Source organism: Marivirga arenosa (genome assembly GCF_030503895.2).
Taxonomy (GTDB): domain Bacteria; phylum Bacteroidota; class Bacteroidia; order Cytophagales; family Cyclobacteriaceae; genus Marivirga; species Marivirga arenosa.
Genome location: NZ_CP129970.2, coordinates 2,094,201 through 2,110,585, shown reverse-complemented (window position 1 = coordinate 2,110,585; position 16,385 = coordinate 2,094,201). Strand labels below are relative to the sequence as shown.

Here is a 16,385-nt window from a genome sequence, read left to right as displayed (position 1 = left end):
TTCATAAAATTACTCAATCTATTCGCAATTGAGTTGCATTTAATTTAATTTTGCTTCAAATCATTCAAAGATGACAAACAGAACAAAAAACTCAATCTATTCACTGATACTAATTGCACTTGTTGCTGCTGTATGGTTTTTCAGAAATAATGATAAGGATGAGGAAAGCCAAGAGGCATATTTTTTTATAGCAGGTGATGCTCAAGGAACTACCTATAACATCAACTATTTAGATCCTAAAAAAAGAAATTTAAAAAATGATATTGATTCAATTCTTCATCAGTTTGACTTGAGCTTATCCACTTATGTGAGCAATTCCGAAATTGCTGAATTCAATGAAAATGACAGCTTAACTTATAAAAGTGAATTCTTTTATCCCGTTTTAAAGAAATCTGAAGAAATATATAAAGCCTCAGAAGGTGCTTTCGATCCTACTGTATATCCCTTAATCGAAGCCTGGGGATTCGGACCTAAAACAGTTGATTTTCCAGATAGCAGTAAAATTGAAGATATAAAACAATATGTTGGCTTCGACCTTATTGAATTTGACGAAAAACAAGTGATTAAAACAAAGGATAAAGTTTCTCTTGATTTCAACGCTATTGCACAAGGCTACTCTATAGATGTTGTATATGATTATCTCACATCAAAAGGTATTGAAAATATGATGATTGAGCTAGGAGGAGAGTTAAGAGTTGCTGGAAAAAATGAAAAAGGAGATTTATGGGCAATTGGTATTGATGATCCAAAACAAGAGCAAAATCAAAGCTCAAAAAGAGTAGCGATTATTAAACTTGAAAATGAAGCCATATCTACTTCGGGAAATTACAGAAAGTTTTTTGTTCATGAAGGTAAAAAATATGGCCATAGCATTAATCCTAAAACAGGATACCCGATTCAAAGGGATATAATAAGTGCTACTGTAGTTGCGCCAAGCTGTATGGAAGCTGATGCTTGGTCAACCGCATTTATGGTTACCGGTTTAGAAAAGGCCAAAACAATTTTAAAAAAACAAAAACACTTAAAAGCATTCTTTATCTATGAAGATGAAAATGGCGACTTAAAGCAATTCAGTACAGAAAATTTAAGCCAAAACCTGATCACTGAATAATGTCTCCCAAAAAAAACGAGTGGTTTTACAATTGGTTCAATTCGCCATTTTACCATAAACTTTATGTGGAAAGAGATGAAAATGAGGCCAAGGAATTCGTTCAAAATCTCTTTTATCATTTAAATATAAAAGAAGGAAGTAAAATATTAGATGTTGCTTGTGGAAGGGGCAGACATGCTATTTACATGAACAAGTTAGGGTGTAAAGTTGAGGGTATTGATTATTCTGATAACAATATAAATGAAGCAAAAAAGCTTGAAAATGATAAATTGCATTTCCATCTCCACGATATGAGAAAAGTCTTTAAAGAGGAATCTTTTGATTATGCCTTTAACTTTTTCACCAGCTTCGGATATTTTGAAAATGATTCAGAAAATCAGGATACCATTAATGCTATTACAAAAGCACTGAAACAAGAAGGCATTTTAGTGTTAGACTTTCTAAATCCATATAAAGTAATTAAAGAACTTGAATCTGAAGAGGTTAAAATAATTGATGGCACTGCATTCAAAATTCAAAAGCATTTAGAGGGTGAAAATTTAATTAAGAAAATCGAATTCGATTCTGAAGAAAAAAAATACTGTTTTGAAGAAAAGCTAACTGTTTTAAGAAGGATTAAATTTTTAGAATATTTCAGGAATGCGAATTTAATGCCCTTGGAAACTTTAGGTGATTATGCGCTATCACCATATGATCAAGATTCCTCAGACAGGATGATATTTATTTGTAAAAAACTATGATTGTAAATTCTATAATACTTTTTGTGCTCACTTTTGCAGCTGGCTACTTGGTGTTTTTTATACCTAAAATTAAAACTCAGTTTTTTAAACTATCCTTAGTTTTTGCAGGTGCATATTTATTCTCAGTAACTGTTATTCATATTTTACCTGAAATATTTACTGAAGGTAAAGACATTCCTTTTATTAGCTTATTTGTATTGGCTGGCTTTTTTATCCAAGTGATTTTAGAATATTTCTCTGAAGGAGTAGAGCATGGCCATTTACATAATATGGAAGAGCATCATAATCATGGTAGAAATAAATGGCTTGGCTTATTAATCGCACTTTTTATACATGCATTTCTGGAGGGAACTCTATTAGCTCATCCTGACACTATACATTCAAATGAAAGTTCGTATTCTATATTTTTAGGAATTTTAATGCATAAAATGCCAGCAGCTTTTGCCTTAATGTCAGTTCTGATATGCCACCTGAAAATAAAATGGAAAACGGTTATTATTTTAATCATCTTCAGTTTGGCTAGCCCTGCGGGATTAGGCTTAAGCCACCTACTTCACGATAGTCAGATTTTTTCTGATAAGGTGTTTATAATTTTATTCGCTTTAGTATCTGGTAATTTCCTACACATCTCAACTACTATCTTTTTTGAAAGCAGTCCAGACCATAGTTTTAACTTTAAAAAGCTATTTATTTCTCTTCTAGGGGCAATGGTTGCCGTATTAGCTGAGATTTCATTTTAAAAACAGAAACTTGCTTAACAGCCGTATAAAGAAGATAATAACAAGGTAAAAGCAAAATATGGCTTATTACATTCTGATCAATCCATTTATTGTAATTGATGCCAAAACTATGGATTAAGGCAGGGCCAGCAAATAGAATAATAGCAAGTGGTACATTTAAATACGCTCTATTCCTCTCTTGAAAATATTTATAAATATGGATGATTGAAACCACCCCTAATAACCCAATACTGGTATTCATTTTGACTACATCAAAATGTTGAATAAAAAATATTTGAGAAATGAATATTCCAAAGAAAGCAAAAATCGCAGCTCTTAAGAAAATTTTAAACTTGGAGTCTGCTAGCAATTTAAGACTAGCTAATTCAAATAATAAAATGGAAACTCCTTGAACTGTCCATGCAATTAAGTGAGGAGTTTTCCCCAAATAAAGATCAAAAAGGTGAGAACTACCTCCTAAAAAGGAAGAACAAGCCAGAAATAGGAAAAAGAAAGAGGCAAGTTTAGCATACTTCGCTTTATGCTCATGAAAAAGTTTATGACCATAGAAAGCACAAAAGCTAGCCATCAAAATATCACTGACAAATGTTAAAGGATCTGCTAATTCTAATCCTAAAAACTCAATATAGGTGTGTTCAATCAATTTAAAGAGGTATTCGGTAATAATAAATCAATAATTAGCCAGCCAACGGACTGGCTAATTATTGCAGTTAAATTTAAACTGATGAACAATATATTAATTATTATTTTATACTCAAATGCAATTCTTCTAATTGTTCCGCTGATATAGTAGCAGGGGAATCAATCATTACATCTCTACCCGCATTATTTTTAGGGAAAGCAATATAATCGCGAATTGAATCAGAACCACCAAACATAGCGCATAGTCTATCAAATCCGAATGCAATACCTCCATGGGGTGGAGCTCCATATTCAAATGCTTCCATCAAGAACCCAAATTGTTTTTGAGCTTCTTCTTCTGTAAAACCTAATGCTTTAAACATCTTCTGTTGAAGCGCTTTATCATGAATTCTAATACTTCCACCTCCTATCTCAACTCCATTGATAACCATATCATATGCATTCGCTCTTACCTTTCCTGGATCAGTCTCAATCAATTCCATATCTTCTGGTTTTGGACTGGTAAATGGATGGTGCATAGCATGGAACCTCTCTGTTTCTTCATCCCATTCCAAAAGAGGAAAATCAAGAACCCAAAGTGGCTTAAATACATTTTTATCTCTTAAGCCGAGATCGCTTCCCATTTTCAGTCTAAGCTCATTCATAGCTTTTCTTGTATGGGCAGTTTCTCCACTTAATACTAAAAGTAAATCACCTGCTTTGGCATTTGCTGCCTCAGCCCATTCTTTAAGGTCTTCTTGGCTGTAAAACTTATCCACTGAAGATTTAAAAGATCCATCTTCATTACATTTAACATATACTAAGCCTTTCGCTCCAATTTGAGGACGCTTCACATAGTCTGTTAAAGCATCTAGTTGCTTACGTGTATAATCTGCTGCACCTTCAACATTAATCGCAACTACTAATTCTGCTTGATCAAAAACATTAAAGCCTTTTCCTTGAGCGAATTCATTTAATTCTACAAATGGCATCCCAAAACGAATATCAGGCTTATCAGAACCATAAAGTTTCATTGCCTTTGCATAGTCCATCCTTTCAAAGTCTCCTATTTCAACACCCTTCACTTCTTTGAATAGATATTTTACCATCTCTTCAAAAGTGTTTAAGATGTCTTCTTGCTCCACGAAAGACATTTCACAGTCTATTTGGGTAAACTCAGGTTGACGATCAGCTCTTAAATCTTCATCACGGAAACATTTCACGATCTGGAAATATTTATCAAAACCAGAAACCATTAACAACTGCTTAAAAGTTTGAGGTGATTGTGGCAATGCGTAAAACTCTCCTTCATGCACTCTAGAAGGCACTACAAAATCTCTTGCGCCTTCTGGAGTTGATTTGATTAATACAGGTGTTTCTACTTCCAAGAAGCCCGCACCATCCATAAATCTTCTGGTAGCCTGCATTAACTGGTGTCGCAACTTCAGTTTTTCTCTGACAGTTGGTCTTCTTAAATCTAAATAACGATACTGCATTCTTAATTCCTCACCACCGTCTGTATCATCTTCAATGGTGAATGGAGGTGTTTTTGCAGCATTTAAAATCTTTAATTCCTCTACAAAAATTTCAATATCACCAGTTGGCATTTTATCATTTTTGGAGAATCTTTCTAGTACTTTTCCCTTTGCTTGTAAAACGAATTCACGTCCTACTTTACGAGCTACTTTAAGGATTTCCTCATCCGTTTTCCCTTCCTCACAAAGAAGTTGAGTAATTCCATAACGGTCACGTAAGTCAATCCATAATAATCCACCTTTATTTCTGACACGTTGAACCCAACCGCTTAATACAACTTGTTGATCTTTATTTTCAATTCTTAACTCTCCGCAATGATGTGTTCTATGCATGATAAAATGTCTGCTTAATTAAAATTCAGGGCAAAGGTAAGCAATTAGGCTAATTGTTGAAGAGGATTTTAGAAGTGAATTTACATTTAGTTTCTCCTAAAAATAAAAAAGCGGTTATTATTAATGCATAAAACCGCTTCTGTAAAATTCATATTCCATTAATAGTTATGAAGTATGCTCTTCTTTTTTCAGAATTTCCTCAATTACATTTTTCAATTCATTCTCAGGTCTAAATCCTCTGGCAATTAAATACGCTTGATTTTCTACCATTAAAACTACTGAAGGAAAACCATTAATCCCTGATTGCTGCCCTAATTGGAATTCTTGATATGTCTTTTCTTTATAAGTGGAATCTTCAAGTTTCGCTTTAAAGACTTCCCATGGTAAATCAAACTTTTCAGCCATAGATTGGTAGTTTTCTACTTCATTTAAGCTGATACCCTTATCATATAAAGTAGATTGTAAAGTTGAAGCAAACTGGATATTTGACTTATTGGTCATGGATTTAAAAACTGTCATCGCAATACATGGCAATTCTGAATCAAGTATTAAACTTCCTTCTTCTAAAACCTTCAAATACGGCTCCCCAAATTTCACACCAGTCATTTCTTCTAGTCGTGGCATAGCTTCTTTAAGATAATCTTTCATTTCACTTAAAGGCTTAACTCTATCACCTAATACCATTCCACCACTAATCGCTTCAAACTGTATTGTTTCCTTGTATTCTTCCTCCAAGTTCTTAATTACTGGACTAAAGCCATAGCACCATCCGCAGAGAGGATCATAAAAATATAATAATTTCGCTTTTTTCATGTAGCTACATACGCTTTAGATACAGAAGAGTTTTTAAAGCTTCAGAATTGTTTATCGAAATTCACCTGAAATCTGATAACCAAAAGAAGATGATGCATCATCAGGCTTAAGAGCCAATAGATACATTTTTGTTTTAGCGGGTACAGTGAATTTATATGGTAGGTCTTTAGTACTTATTAGATTATTCAAGTTTATTTTGAGCACCCCACTCATTTCATTATTCATTCCGTTATCTACATAAACCAAATAGAATTCACCATACTCTTCAGATGTAAATTCTATTTTATTCCGAAGCTGAGACATCTCCATTTTTGTCTCAAATTCTTTTTCATTAAAACTTTCTTCATCCTCTACCTCAAATTTACCTTTTGAAGGATGTAATGCGTAATAACTTTTTGATTCTCTTGGAATAAATAACTCCTGTTTATAATTCAGAAACTTTATGGGTAATGTAATGCTTTGAAAGTTCTTATTATGTGTCACCATAAAATGTAAATGGGGGCCAGAGCTCCAGCCCGTATTTCCACTAATTCCAATCAGTTGACCTTCTTCGATTCTATCTCCTTTTTTAACAAGGCTTCCATTTTTTACTAAATGTACATAGTCACCCAAAGTTCCATCCTCATGATACACCTTTATAAAATTACCAAAAGGCTCAAATTGAGGACCATTACCGCCTTTATTTGAATCTTCTTTAACATCGACCACTATTCCACTTCTTGCAGCATAAATTGAATCTCCGATTTCAAGATTGAAATCAATAGCATTGATTCCCTTATGTGTTCCAGAGCCATTATTTCCTTGCCCTACCCTAACTTTCTTACCATGCTTATAAGGTAATAAATAAGGAAAATCCTTATCCACTTTCAATGAAGGATCACCAATGGTGTAGAGGTAGCTAAAATCAAATGAAGTACCTTGATTCTCTGTAACCTTCATTAATTCTAGTATTTTAATTTCATTTGAATTGGGAGGCACAGTAAATTGTAATTCTTTGTTGGCGTTATGTAATTTTAAGTTATCAAGCTTTTGGAAATTGATTTTAACACTATAAGGTACCTGCTCATGGTTAGTAGCATAAAATTCAAAACCATCAGTTGATTTATCATAACTTATGCTTATCGGTTTTTCCTGCCCAGAAGCTGATTGAAAAACCATTAAAGTAATAATGACAAAACTTAGCGTAGATAATAAAGTCCTCATAAATTAAACTTTATTAAATATACTTTTAAAATAGAATATAGTTGTGATTTAGCTTTTCCTATTACTTAGAAATTGGAAACAATAAGCTAATTTGAGCTGAAGGAACCTGATTAGTTGAAATATTCGGGTTTTCTTTTGTGAAATGGTTTACTGGTAAGATGTTGGCAAATCCTGACTTAAAGCTACCATCTAATTGCAGTATAAATATAGAAAAGTCATAAGAGACACCAACACCTGCTGCTATGCCAAAATCCCCTCTATTATCATCCTCTAAACTGTAATCAATCTGATTTTGGATTAGGTCAATATCATTGGCTATAGTTTGATTTGCACTTAATGCCCAACCTACATAAACCCCTGCATTAACAAATACTTTGAAATTTTTAGAGCCAATAAATTGCCAATGCAAATAAATAGGTAGCTCTAAATACTGAATTCTAGTTATAAAAGTGTTTGTAAAATCTAATGTATTTTGACCCCAGCCTTTAGTAGTGTAATTAAGATCCGCTTGGACACCAATCTTATCAGATTGCATGTGGCGATAAGTTACACCATAGGTTGAAGCAAGAAAATAAGCTGCCCGGAAGTTAGTGATGACTGGACCTCTGGATCCCGTAAAAGAGCTGAAGTTCACATCAGGTATATTAACGCCACCCCTTATCCCAATGAAAGACTGACTCTGAAGGTTAAAATTCAGACATAAAAAAAGTATGAAAAATGAGAGTGCTATTTTCATACTACTTAAACTTTTCAAATTCAGAAATATTATGATTCTGAATTTTCTTTGTCTGTATTTCTTTTGTCAATGAAAGCTACAGCATTAACTAAACCTACTAAGGTCACTAAAATCCAAAAAAAAGTATTGGCTCCTTCTGTTACTGGTATATCGTAAAACATTTCTTTTTCTTTTTAATTATTGGCAAAAATATATGATAAGGATTTATCCTACAAGCAATATTGAATTACTTTTTGGCAGTATCTTTTTCAAGATTAAATAAATCATTCAATACTCCGATCAAAGTCTCTTCCTCTCCTCTTTTGCATGCAGCTTTTAATTGAAGTACAGGTAATTTTAAGATTTTCTGCATCATGCTTTTGGTTACCTTATCCACTATTTTGCAGTCTTCTTTTTCTATATCCTTAAGATAACGAGCCATCTCCTCCTGTCTGATCTGCTCTAATGCATTCTTAAGATTATTGATAGTAGGAGAAACGGCCATTTCTTTTGACCAATCATTGAATTCCTCCATTGACTCTTCAATGATTTCTTCTACCTGAGAAATAGCATTAATTCTTTTTTCTAGAGCCTCGTCCGCTTTACTTCTAACACTATCGACATTGTAAACTAATGCAGCAGGATTTTCCTCTACTTCATTGCTAACAGAACGAGGGACAGATAAATCGATAAAATATTTAAAACTTAAGATGTCTAATGCATCTACTTTTTCCTTTGTAAATATTGGTTCAGGTGCACCAACAGATGAAATGATTACATCTGCTTCATCAACACCATCCCACAATTCAGTAAATGGATGAACATCAAAATTACACTCAGCAGCAAGTTGCTGTGCTTTTTCTTCTGTTCTATTGGTTATTTTAACTGAAAATCTATTCTCACCTACTAGATTTCTACAAACATCTTCACCTATCTCCCCAACACCAACTACTAAAACTCTTGGATTTTTAATGTCTAAAGTAAGCGTTTTAACTAATTCAGTGGCTGCATAAGATACTGATGCGGCTCCATCTCTAAAAGGTGTTTCTTGTACTACTCTCTTATTCGTGAAGAAGATAGTATGCATTAATCGATGCAGGAATGGACCAGCCAATTGTAAATCAGCAGATTGCTGGTATGCTCTTTTAACCTGATTTGAAATTTGAATATCCCCAACAACCTGAGCTTCTAAACCCATGGAAACCCTGAAAATTCTTTGAACAGCTTTAATATGATCATTAATGATTTCGAAATAAGGTTTGAATGATTCGAAATCACTAATACCTTTTTCAATACCAATCAGTTTAATGATATCCTCTGACAATTCTTCTTCACTGAAATAATACACCTCTGTTCTGTTGCAGGTAGATAATACCATTACATCAGAAACTGCTGTATATTCCTTAAAATAATTCAATAATCTACCTATAGCTTCATCGCTTAATGAAACCTGCTCTCTTATTTCAATAGGAGCATTTTTGAAAGATAGACTTATTGCTTTAAAATTTTCTTTCATAGTGTTGAATGAATACGCAAAAATAGCCTTTAAGTAACAGTAATTAAAATAGATGTAAGTTGTTCTGCTTATTTATTTTTTTTCTAAATAAGACAAGCTAATTTTTACGACCATTCAACACAAAATTTCGCCAATTGATTCCAATTATTTTTTTAGCAAAATAAAATAACGAAATTCGTGCAAAATTTTACAAATGGAAACGAATACGATATTAGTAATAGGAGCAAACGGACAGTTAGGAACTGAGCTAACTTCAGAATTAAGAGCTATTTATGGGAGTACAAATGTTATTGCATCAGACATAAGAGCACCTAAAAAAGCTCCCCTTCCTAATGAACCATTTGAGCAGCTTGATGTAATGGATGCTGATAGCTTAGCTAAAATTGTCGATCAATATCATGTAACTGAAATTTATATGCTTGCAGCTATCCTATCGGCTAAAGGTGAGCAAAACCCAATCTTTGCCTGGGACCTAAATATGCAAAGTTTGCTTAATGTATTGGAGGTTGCCAGAGAAAAGAAATTATCTAAAATTTATTGGCCAAGTTCCATTGCTGTTTTTGGCCCAAACTCTCCTGTAGATAATACACCTCAGGATTGTGTAATGGATCCTAATACGGTATATGGAATTAGCAAATTAGCCGGAGAAAGATGGTGCGCGTATTATCATGAAAAATACGGACTTGATGTAAGAAGCTTAAGATACCCTGGATTAATTGGATATAAATCTTTACCAGGTGGTGGCACTACCGATTATGCTGTTGATATCTTCCATAAAGCGTTAAATGGCGAGGATTTTGAATGTTATTTAAGAGAAGATTCTTATCTACCTATGATGTACATGCCAGATGCCATTAAAGCTACCATTGATTTAATGCAAGCACCTGCTGATAGCATCACTGTAAGATCAAGCTACAACTTAGGAGCTTTAAGTTTTACCCCAAAAGATATTTACGAAGTGATAAAAAAACATCATCCTGATTTTAAAATATCTTATAAAGTAGATTACAGACAAAAAATTGCGGATACCTGGCCTAATAGTATTGATGATTCTCAGGCTCAAAAAGATTGGAATTGGAAACCAAAATTCACTTTGGAAGATATGGTTGAAGACATTTTGGAAAAACTTCCAGCATATGAATTTTAATCCTATTTTGACATAGAAGTTAAAAAGCCTCGCTAATTTTAGATTAGCGGGGCTTTTTTATTTAGTCATTCCCTACCATAAAAAGGGCGTTCGACATTAACATCTTGCCTTTATACCAGAAAGCTCTGAAAAGAGGATCATCCATCATATAAACAATTTCGCCTCTTCCAGTTGACTCAACTCCAAATACCATACTTTCTGATTGTAATTTATTCGCCTTGAAACCAGCAAATCCTGCAATATGGCTGTTACTATTTTTAATCACGCCAACATTCCAGCCATTCTTTAAATATTCGTATGCACTTCCTGAAGTTTTTAAACTGAAATATTGAGAATCTAAGCCGAAAGCTAATGGATGAGAAACATCCAGCGTCACATCATAAATTGCTCCGAAGATACTACTCGACAATTGTTCTCTTTCTGCATTTTCGTAAACAGCCAAGATCTCTTCTTTTTCCTCCTCTTCCTTAGACTGTAAATCTCCTTTTTCTTCATCGGCAAATAAAGAAACTGCGGAACCCATTACAATTAATTTCCCTCCAGCTTTTGCAAAATCCTTCAATCTATTCACATCATCTTCAGAAAAATCTCTGTATCTGCCAGAAGGCAAAATAATTTGATCATAATCAGAAAGGTTTACTCTATTAAAACTGCCAGTTCTTATGCTATTGATTGGATAATCTAATGACTGCTCGAAAAAATGCCAAATTTCACCATAAGCTAATGAGGAAACACCCTCATCCATTAAAACTGCAATTTTTGGTGCTTTTACAAATTGAATTTCAGTGGATCCTATGTCGTAAATCTTATCAGCAAAACCAGTTGAAATAGGATATACTTCTACATCAAACTGCTCAGACATTTCACTTAGGTGTTCGCTCAAGTCATAAATGGTTTCATTATTAGTTCTCGTAATAATCAAACTCCCCTTATTAAATTCAACCTGATCAAATTTCAAGTTTTTATAAGCTACTCTAACTTTTATATTTCTTTTCATTGCCTCAGCTAAAAACTGAGCTGAATTGAAAGAATTCCACTTTACTCCGTAAGCATAAGCATTAAGCAACTGTTTTGAATCAAACTCTTCTACCTCAAGTGATTTTGGCATCAGCTTAGTTTTCACACCTATAGTCTCAAGTCCATACGCATAAGGAATTGACCATGCAGTAATATCATAGGTTAAGGAATCACTGTAATCCGGTTTCGGGTCAAAAAGTGCTTGAATCAAAGTAGATTTAGGCTGATATGAACTAATCAATAAATCCATTTCATTGCTTTCATAACTCACATTCGATCTATTGAAATAGCTATACCCACTGATTCTTTGATTTTTACCTAATTGTCCAACTTCAATTTTTTGACTTTCTAAGAAGGAAAGTAATGCTTTCAAATCATCCTTTTTTCGATCGTCCCATTTAATCACATAGGATTTAAACTCATCCTGAGGATTATTTATATTACGGTTAAAATATTTTCTAAATTCATTATTCAGCTTTGAGGCATTTTTAGATGCAATTTCTATGGTACTCATCCCCGTGGTATAATGGTGCTCAAGTCTATCTTTTAAGGTTAGGGTATCTCCTAAGTTAGTTAAGGCTCCCAATCCAGCTCTCCCATTACCTGCTTGCTCATAGGTCATTCCTATTGCACCATTAAAGGTTGGGTAAGTATCACCATAGCTAGGGTAGAAGAGATCAAAACGTTCTCTTGTGAAATACAACCAATTGTTCTGATCAAAATACTTTGCATGGTTTTGACCAATTTGAGTCTGAAAATCCTTTTGCCAATCGGTAATTACTTCATGCAATGGTTCTGCTGCTGGTGCAAAATAATATGGGCTGTTGATAGATTGCTCGTGAAAATCAACATGGATATGCGGCATCCATTCATGATAAGCCTTCATTCTAGCTTTTGATTCTGCTTGTGTTTGCCAAGCCCAATCCCTATTTAAATCAAACAAATAATGGTTTGGTCTCCCTCCTGGCCATGGCTCATCATGTTCTACAGCATCTAAATTCGGATTAAAATCCTTTGCTCCATATCTTCTGTAGAAATTCGCATATCGATCTCTACCATCGGGATTTACGCAAGGATCCATAATAACAACCGTATTTTCTAGCCAACTCTCACTGTCCATTCCTCCTGTAAGTAATTCATAAGCAGTCTTCATTGAAGCCTCAGTTGAAGAAGCCTCATTTCCATGAATATTATAGCTTAACCAAACCATAGCGGTATTGGCAGCGCTTGATTGAGAACCAGTCAATCCTGTTTGAGCTACATTTGCTTCTCTTATTTCATCCAACTTTTGCAAGTTTTCAACCGATGAAATAACGGCATAGTATAAAGGCCTGCCTTCATAGGTTTCTCCATATTGAACTAATTTCATCTGATCTGAAGACTCAGATAAATACTTGAAGTAATCCACCACTTGGTGGTGAAAAGTAAATTTATCACCTAATTTGTAGCCTAACATCTCAGCTGGACTTTTAATATCCTGGGCAATCAGTATTTGTGAAGAAATAAAAAGTAGAAGAATAAAAATCTTTCTCATATTTAGAAAAGTTAGTTACAGATTAATTTTCAATCCAATTTACATTGATTTTTACTAAATCAATTAACAAATGATTCAGAAATCACATTTGTTTAGTTTAAGTGGTAGATATTCCCACTCATTGGAAAACTCATCTAATAAATTTAAACACAAGCACACTCTGTTTCATTGATTTCCATTATTTTAGCCAAAATTTGAAAATTGATTAATCATGAGTAGTAAAATAATAAGTGGGATTCAACAAATCGGTATAGGTGTATCTGATGTACATGCTGCTTTTAAATGGTATAGACAAAATTTTGGAATGAGTGTTCCAGTATTTGAAGAGGCCGCTGAAGCAGCATTAATGCTTCCCTATACTGGCGGTGAACCAAGAAGCAGACATGCTATTTTAGCTATCAATATGCAAGGTGGGGGCGGTTTTGAAATATGGCAATATACCTCCCGAACTCCTGAAGCGCCACAGTTCGAACCTCAATTAGGTGACCTAGGAATCAATATTGCTAAAATGAAAAGTAAAAATGTTGAGGCTACTTATGAACTATTTAATAAAAGAGGATTAAATGTTTTAGGTGATTTACAAAATGACCCTTACGGCAAACCTACATTTTTCGTAAAAGATCCATGGGATAATATTTTTCAAATTGTAACCTCTGACTCATGGTTTCAAAAAAGAAAAACTGATTTACCTGGAGGACCAAATGGTGCCATAATAGGAGTAACTGATATAGAAAAGGCTAAAAAGCTTTATTCTGATATATTAGGTTACGATACAGTTATTTATGATGAAGAAGGAGTTTTTGAGGATTTAAAAGGTGTTCCAGGAGGTGATAAAAAAGTTAGAAGAGTTCTTCTTCGCCACAGCAAACCAAGAGAAGGAGCATTCAGTCCATTATTAGGTGCTTCGGAAATTGAATTGGTTGTTGCATTAAATAGAAAACCAAAGAAAATATTTGAAGATAGATTTTGGGGTGACTTAGGATATATTCATTTATGCTATGATATAAATGGTATGCAGGCACTAAAAGAAGAATGTGAGTCTAATGGATTCCCTTTCACTGTAGATTCAGCAAATAGTTTTGACATGGGTGAGGCAGCTGGTCATTTTACTTATATTGAAGATCCTGATGGTGCCTTAATAGAGTTTGTTGAAACGCACAAAGTTCCAATTATGAAAAAAATTGGTTGGTATTTGAATCTTCAAAAAAGAGATCCGAAAAAACCATTACCAAAGTTCATGCTGAAAGCAATGGGACTTAGTGAAGTTAAAGATTAAGTAAAAGCTCCTTTTGGGAGCTTTTTTTATGCTCTTAAAACTGACTTTATAGAACCAACTATTTCATCTGCTGGCCTTAGCAAAATACTTTCATTAAATGAAAGCCTGATCTGACCGTCTTCATTCGGTGGACGTAACCATATATTATGTTTATTATCTAATTCATTAACAAAATGACCGATATCTATATTAGAATTAAAAGTTAATTCATAAATATTAGTCCCATTATCAATAGAAGAAATATTAATTTCATCTAGCTGATTTAGTGCTTTCACTATTTCTTTTGATGTGTCAGCCAACTTCTTAAATCTATCAGTAATTCCATCTAAATAATGTAGCGCCATCGCTGAATTAGTCCAGCTCTGATACATAGTGCCACCTAATATCTTAATTTGATGATGCATTCTGTCAATCAATTCAGCATCACCACATAAAATAGCTCCTCCATTCGCATTCAAGTATTTATACAATGAAATATATACAGTATCGAAAGGAGCAGCATATTCTTTCAAGCTTACACCCTGATAAGCCTCAGCATAATGAATTCTAGCTGCATCTAAATGCATTTTGTAAGCATTGCTTTTACAATAAGCGGCAATTTCCTGAATGGTGGCCAAAGGAACTGCTGTACCGTTTGCTCTCCTCACTGGGTTTTCAATCACTACTGTACCTATCCCACTTTTAAAAACCTCATTTTGATGAATATTTTGAATGGTTTCATCTAATTCCTCAGCAGTATAATAGGCTTTATTATTTTGAACTGGCACTAATCTTTTTCCATGGACACTTTGCGCAGAATCAGCTTCATCCCTGTATATATGAGAATTTTCAGGAACAATTACTTTAGTATTTTCAGCATTCAACATCTTAATGGCTAGCTGATTCGCCATAGTTCCAGTTGGCAAATAAATTGCTTTTTCTTTACCCGTCAATTCTGCAAGCTTTTCTTCCAACTTTTGAGTTGTTCCTCCACTACCATAAACATCTGCAGAAATACTACTTGATTTGTTTATTTCTTGAAGTTTTTGAATGTAGTCTTTAGGCTCATATGCCAAGCCATCATACACTAAATTTATTAACTTATTATTATCCCTTTTAAATAGATTATCTGAATAATCATCCGCACTACCAATTCCTGGAAGTAAGATTGGTAAACTTGATAAGCCTAACTTTTTCAAAAAGTCTCTGCGGCTATTAAATGATGGTTTAGCTTTCATATTATCCATTTCTAATTTTCAATTAATTTAGTGACTGAATAATACAAAGCTTAATGAATCATTATAAAAAAGGTAATAAATTTCTACTATTTCCTAAAAATGACTTCATAAATAAAAATAAGGGCTCTCTAGTGTTGAGAGCCCCTATTTTCTATATTGCTACTTTTACGATAGACTTAATCGGTATATGGTAGTTTTTCTTGAGCAATACATTTTTTTCTGTTACGGCCCAAACAGTTCCCACAGTATTTAGAAGTTCACCTTCAGCGTTCATAAATTCAATTTTTACTGAAGTTTTATGCAAATTACCGAGAATTAAAGCCTTATTAAGTTTCTGTAATCTGATAAGGGCATCATTTTCATCCAGTAATACATCGTTTTTAATAAATGAGATTTTTGAAAGGTCGTTTTTATCTATTGTTCTACTAACTAAAGTTTCCATAATTAAAAATTTAAAGTTTACTATATGTTTTCATCTAAAAACCTCAAAAAATCAATTATAGAAAATTAGCTGTTTATAGAGTATAATAAGATTTTCAGAAGAATGAATTCTTAAATACTCATAGTTTTGGATAGAAATATCAACTGCCCATAATACTCTATGGATAGTATTTTTAATAGTTTTGGAATATGCTTGTTGCTTCGATTGATATTCTAGAACAACATGAATAGTTTCAACTTCTTCGTTAATGTTACTACTTGCCGACAAGGGTAAGCTCAACATAAATGAAAAAGCTAATAGGAAAAATATGTTTCTTTTTATTTTATTCATATTAAATATCACAATGGATTATACATAATAATCATCCTTTTAGTTTCATTTTATACTGAATAATTAAACTAACGCAAAATAAAAGCCCAACTTAG

General features: G+C 33.4%; 16 protein-coding genes. 5 read left to right on the top strand and 11 right to left on the bottom strand.

Going from position 1 to position 16,385, the window contains the following annotated elements; all coding sequences use genetic code 11:
* The first annotated feature begins 70 nt into the window (after positions 1 to 70).
* The 3 genes from QYS48_RS09345 to QYS48_RS09335 are packed head-to-tail and all read left to right on the top strand — an operon-like array spanning position 71 to position 2,591.
* Positions 71 to 1,111, top strand: a complete 1,041-nt coding sequence (locus tag QYS48_RS09345) for an FAD:protein FMN transferase (protein WP_308355676.1) — start codon at positions 71 to 73, stop codon at positions 1,109 to 1,111.
* Complete coding sequence (locus QYS48_RS09340) at positions 1,111 to 1,851, top strand: class I SAM-dependent methyltransferase (RefSeq protein ID WP_308355675.1); 741 nt, start codon at positions 1,111 to 1,113, stop codon at positions 1,849 to 1,851. Before QYS48_RS09345 ends, QYS48_RS09340 begins: the two co-directional genes overlap by 1 nt.
* Positions 1,848 to 2,591 (top strand): ZIP family metal transporter, encoded by a 744-nt coding sequence (locus QYS48_RS09335; RefSeq protein WP_308355674.1) that lies wholly within the window; start codon positions 1,848 to 1,850, stop codon positions 2,589 to 2,591. The genes QYS48_RS09340 and QYS48_RS09335 overlap by 4 nt, the downstream gene beginning before the upstream one ends.
* Here QYS48_RS09335 and QYS48_RS09330 read toward each other — a convergent pair.
* The 7 genes from QYS48_RS09330 to hemA form a co-directional block, all read right to left on the bottom strand.
* Positions 2,539 to 3,234 carry a hypothetical protein gene (locus tag QYS48_RS09330; RefSeq protein ID WP_308355673.1) on the bottom strand — a complete coding sequence of 232 codons (696 nt, stop codon included), beginning with the start codon at positions 3,232 to 3,234 and terminating at the stop codon, positions 2,539 to 2,541. The genes QYS48_RS09335 and QYS48_RS09330 overlap by 53 nt on opposite strands.
* A gap of 100 nt (positions 3,235 to 3,334) precedes the next feature.
* Entirely contained in the window at positions 3,335 to 5,080 is a 1,746-nt protein-coding gene (gene aspS, locus QYS48_RS09325; RefSeq protein ID WP_308355672.1) for an aspartate--tRNA ligase, read from the bottom strand.
* A gap of 165 nt (positions 5,081 to 5,245) precedes the next feature.
* The gene (locus QYS48_RS09320) at positions 5,246 to 5,893 is read right to left on the bottom strand and encodes a DsbA family protein (RefSeq protein WP_308355671.1); all 648 of its coding nucleotides are present in this window, start codon (positions 5,891 to 5,893) and stop codon (positions 5,246 to 5,248) included.
* Positions 5,894 to 5,944: 51 nt separating this feature from the next.
* Positions 5,945 to 7,096 (bottom strand): M23 family metallopeptidase, encoded by a 1,152-nt coding sequence (locus QYS48_RS09315; protein ID WP_308355670.1) that lies wholly within the window; start codon positions 7,094 to 7,096, stop codon positions 5,945 to 5,947.
* 61 nt (positions 7,097 to 7,157) lie between these two features.
* Positions 7,158 to 7,832 carry a porin family protein gene (locus QYS48_RS09310; RefSeq protein WP_308355669.1) on the bottom strand — a complete coding sequence of 225 codons (675 nt, stop codon included), beginning with the start codon at positions 7,830 to 7,832 and terminating at the stop codon, positions 7,158 to 7,160.
* 29 nt (positions 7,833 to 7,861) lie between these two features.
* A complete protein-coding gene (locus tag QYS48_RS09305) occupies positions 7,862 to 7,993 on the bottom strand; it encodes a hypothetical protein (RefSeq protein ID WP_302122729.1) in 132 nt (43 codons plus the stop codon).
* Positions 7,994 to 8,058: 65 nt separating this feature from the next.
* Entirely contained in the window at positions 8,059 to 9,327 is a 1,269-nt protein-coding gene (hemA, locus tag QYS48_RS09300) for a glutamyl-tRNA reductase (protein WP_308355667.1), read from the bottom strand.
* Positions 9,328 to 9,520: 193 nt separating this feature from the next.
* Between hemA and QYS48_RS09295 the strand changes: the two genes are divergently transcribed.
* Positions 9,521 to 10,474: an NAD-dependent epimerase/dehydratase family protein gene (locus QYS48_RS09295; RefSeq protein WP_308355666.1), complete on the top strand. Its 954-nt coding sequence runs from the start codon at positions 9,521 to 9,523 to the stop codon at positions 10,472 to 10,474.
* A gap of 61 nt (positions 10,475 to 10,535) precedes the next feature.
* On the opposite strand, the gene QYS48_RS09290 is transcribed toward QYS48_RS09295, so the two are convergent.
* Positions 10,536 to 13,025 carry a M14 family metallopeptidase gene (locus tag QYS48_RS09290; protein WP_308355665.1) on the bottom strand — a complete coding sequence of 830 codons (2,490 nt, stop codon included), beginning with the start codon at positions 13,023 to 13,025 and terminating at the stop codon, positions 10,536 to 10,538.
* A 211-nt stretch (positions 13,026 to 13,236) separates the two neighbouring features.
* Between QYS48_RS09290 and QYS48_RS09285 the strand changes: the two genes are divergently transcribed.
* Positions 13,237 to 14,301 carry a VOC family protein gene (locus QYS48_RS09285; RefSeq protein WP_308355664.1) on the top strand — a complete coding sequence of 355 codons (1,065 nt, stop codon included), beginning with the start codon at positions 13,237 to 13,239 and terminating at the stop codon, positions 14,299 to 14,301.
* Between the two features lie 26 nt (positions 14,302 to 14,327).
* Here the strand turns inward: QYS48_RS09285 and QYS48_RS09280 are convergent, their stop codons facing one another.
* The 3 genes from QYS48_RS09280 to QYS48_RS09270 all read right to left on the bottom strand — a co-directional run bounded on the left by QYS48_RS09280 (position 14,328) and on the right by QYS48_RS09270 (position 16,290).
* A complete protein-coding gene (locus tag QYS48_RS09280; RefSeq protein ID WP_308355663.1) occupies positions 14,328 to 15,527 on the bottom strand; it encodes an aminotransferase class I/II-fold pyridoxal phosphate-dependent enzyme in 1,200 nt (399 codons plus the stop codon).
* Positions 15,528 to 15,669: 142 nt separating this feature from the next.
* Complete coding sequence (locus QYS48_RS09275) at positions 15,670 to 15,960, bottom strand: hypothetical protein (RefSeq protein WP_308355662.1); 291 nt, start codon at positions 15,958 to 15,960, stop codon at positions 15,670 to 15,672.
* 51 nt (positions 15,961 to 16,011) lie between these two features.
* Complete coding sequence (locus tag QYS48_RS09270; protein WP_308355660.1) at positions 16,012 to 16,290, bottom strand: hypothetical protein; 279 nt, start codon at positions 16,288 to 16,290, stop codon at positions 16,012 to 16,014.
* Positions 16,291 to 16,385 lie beyond the last annotated feature (95 nt).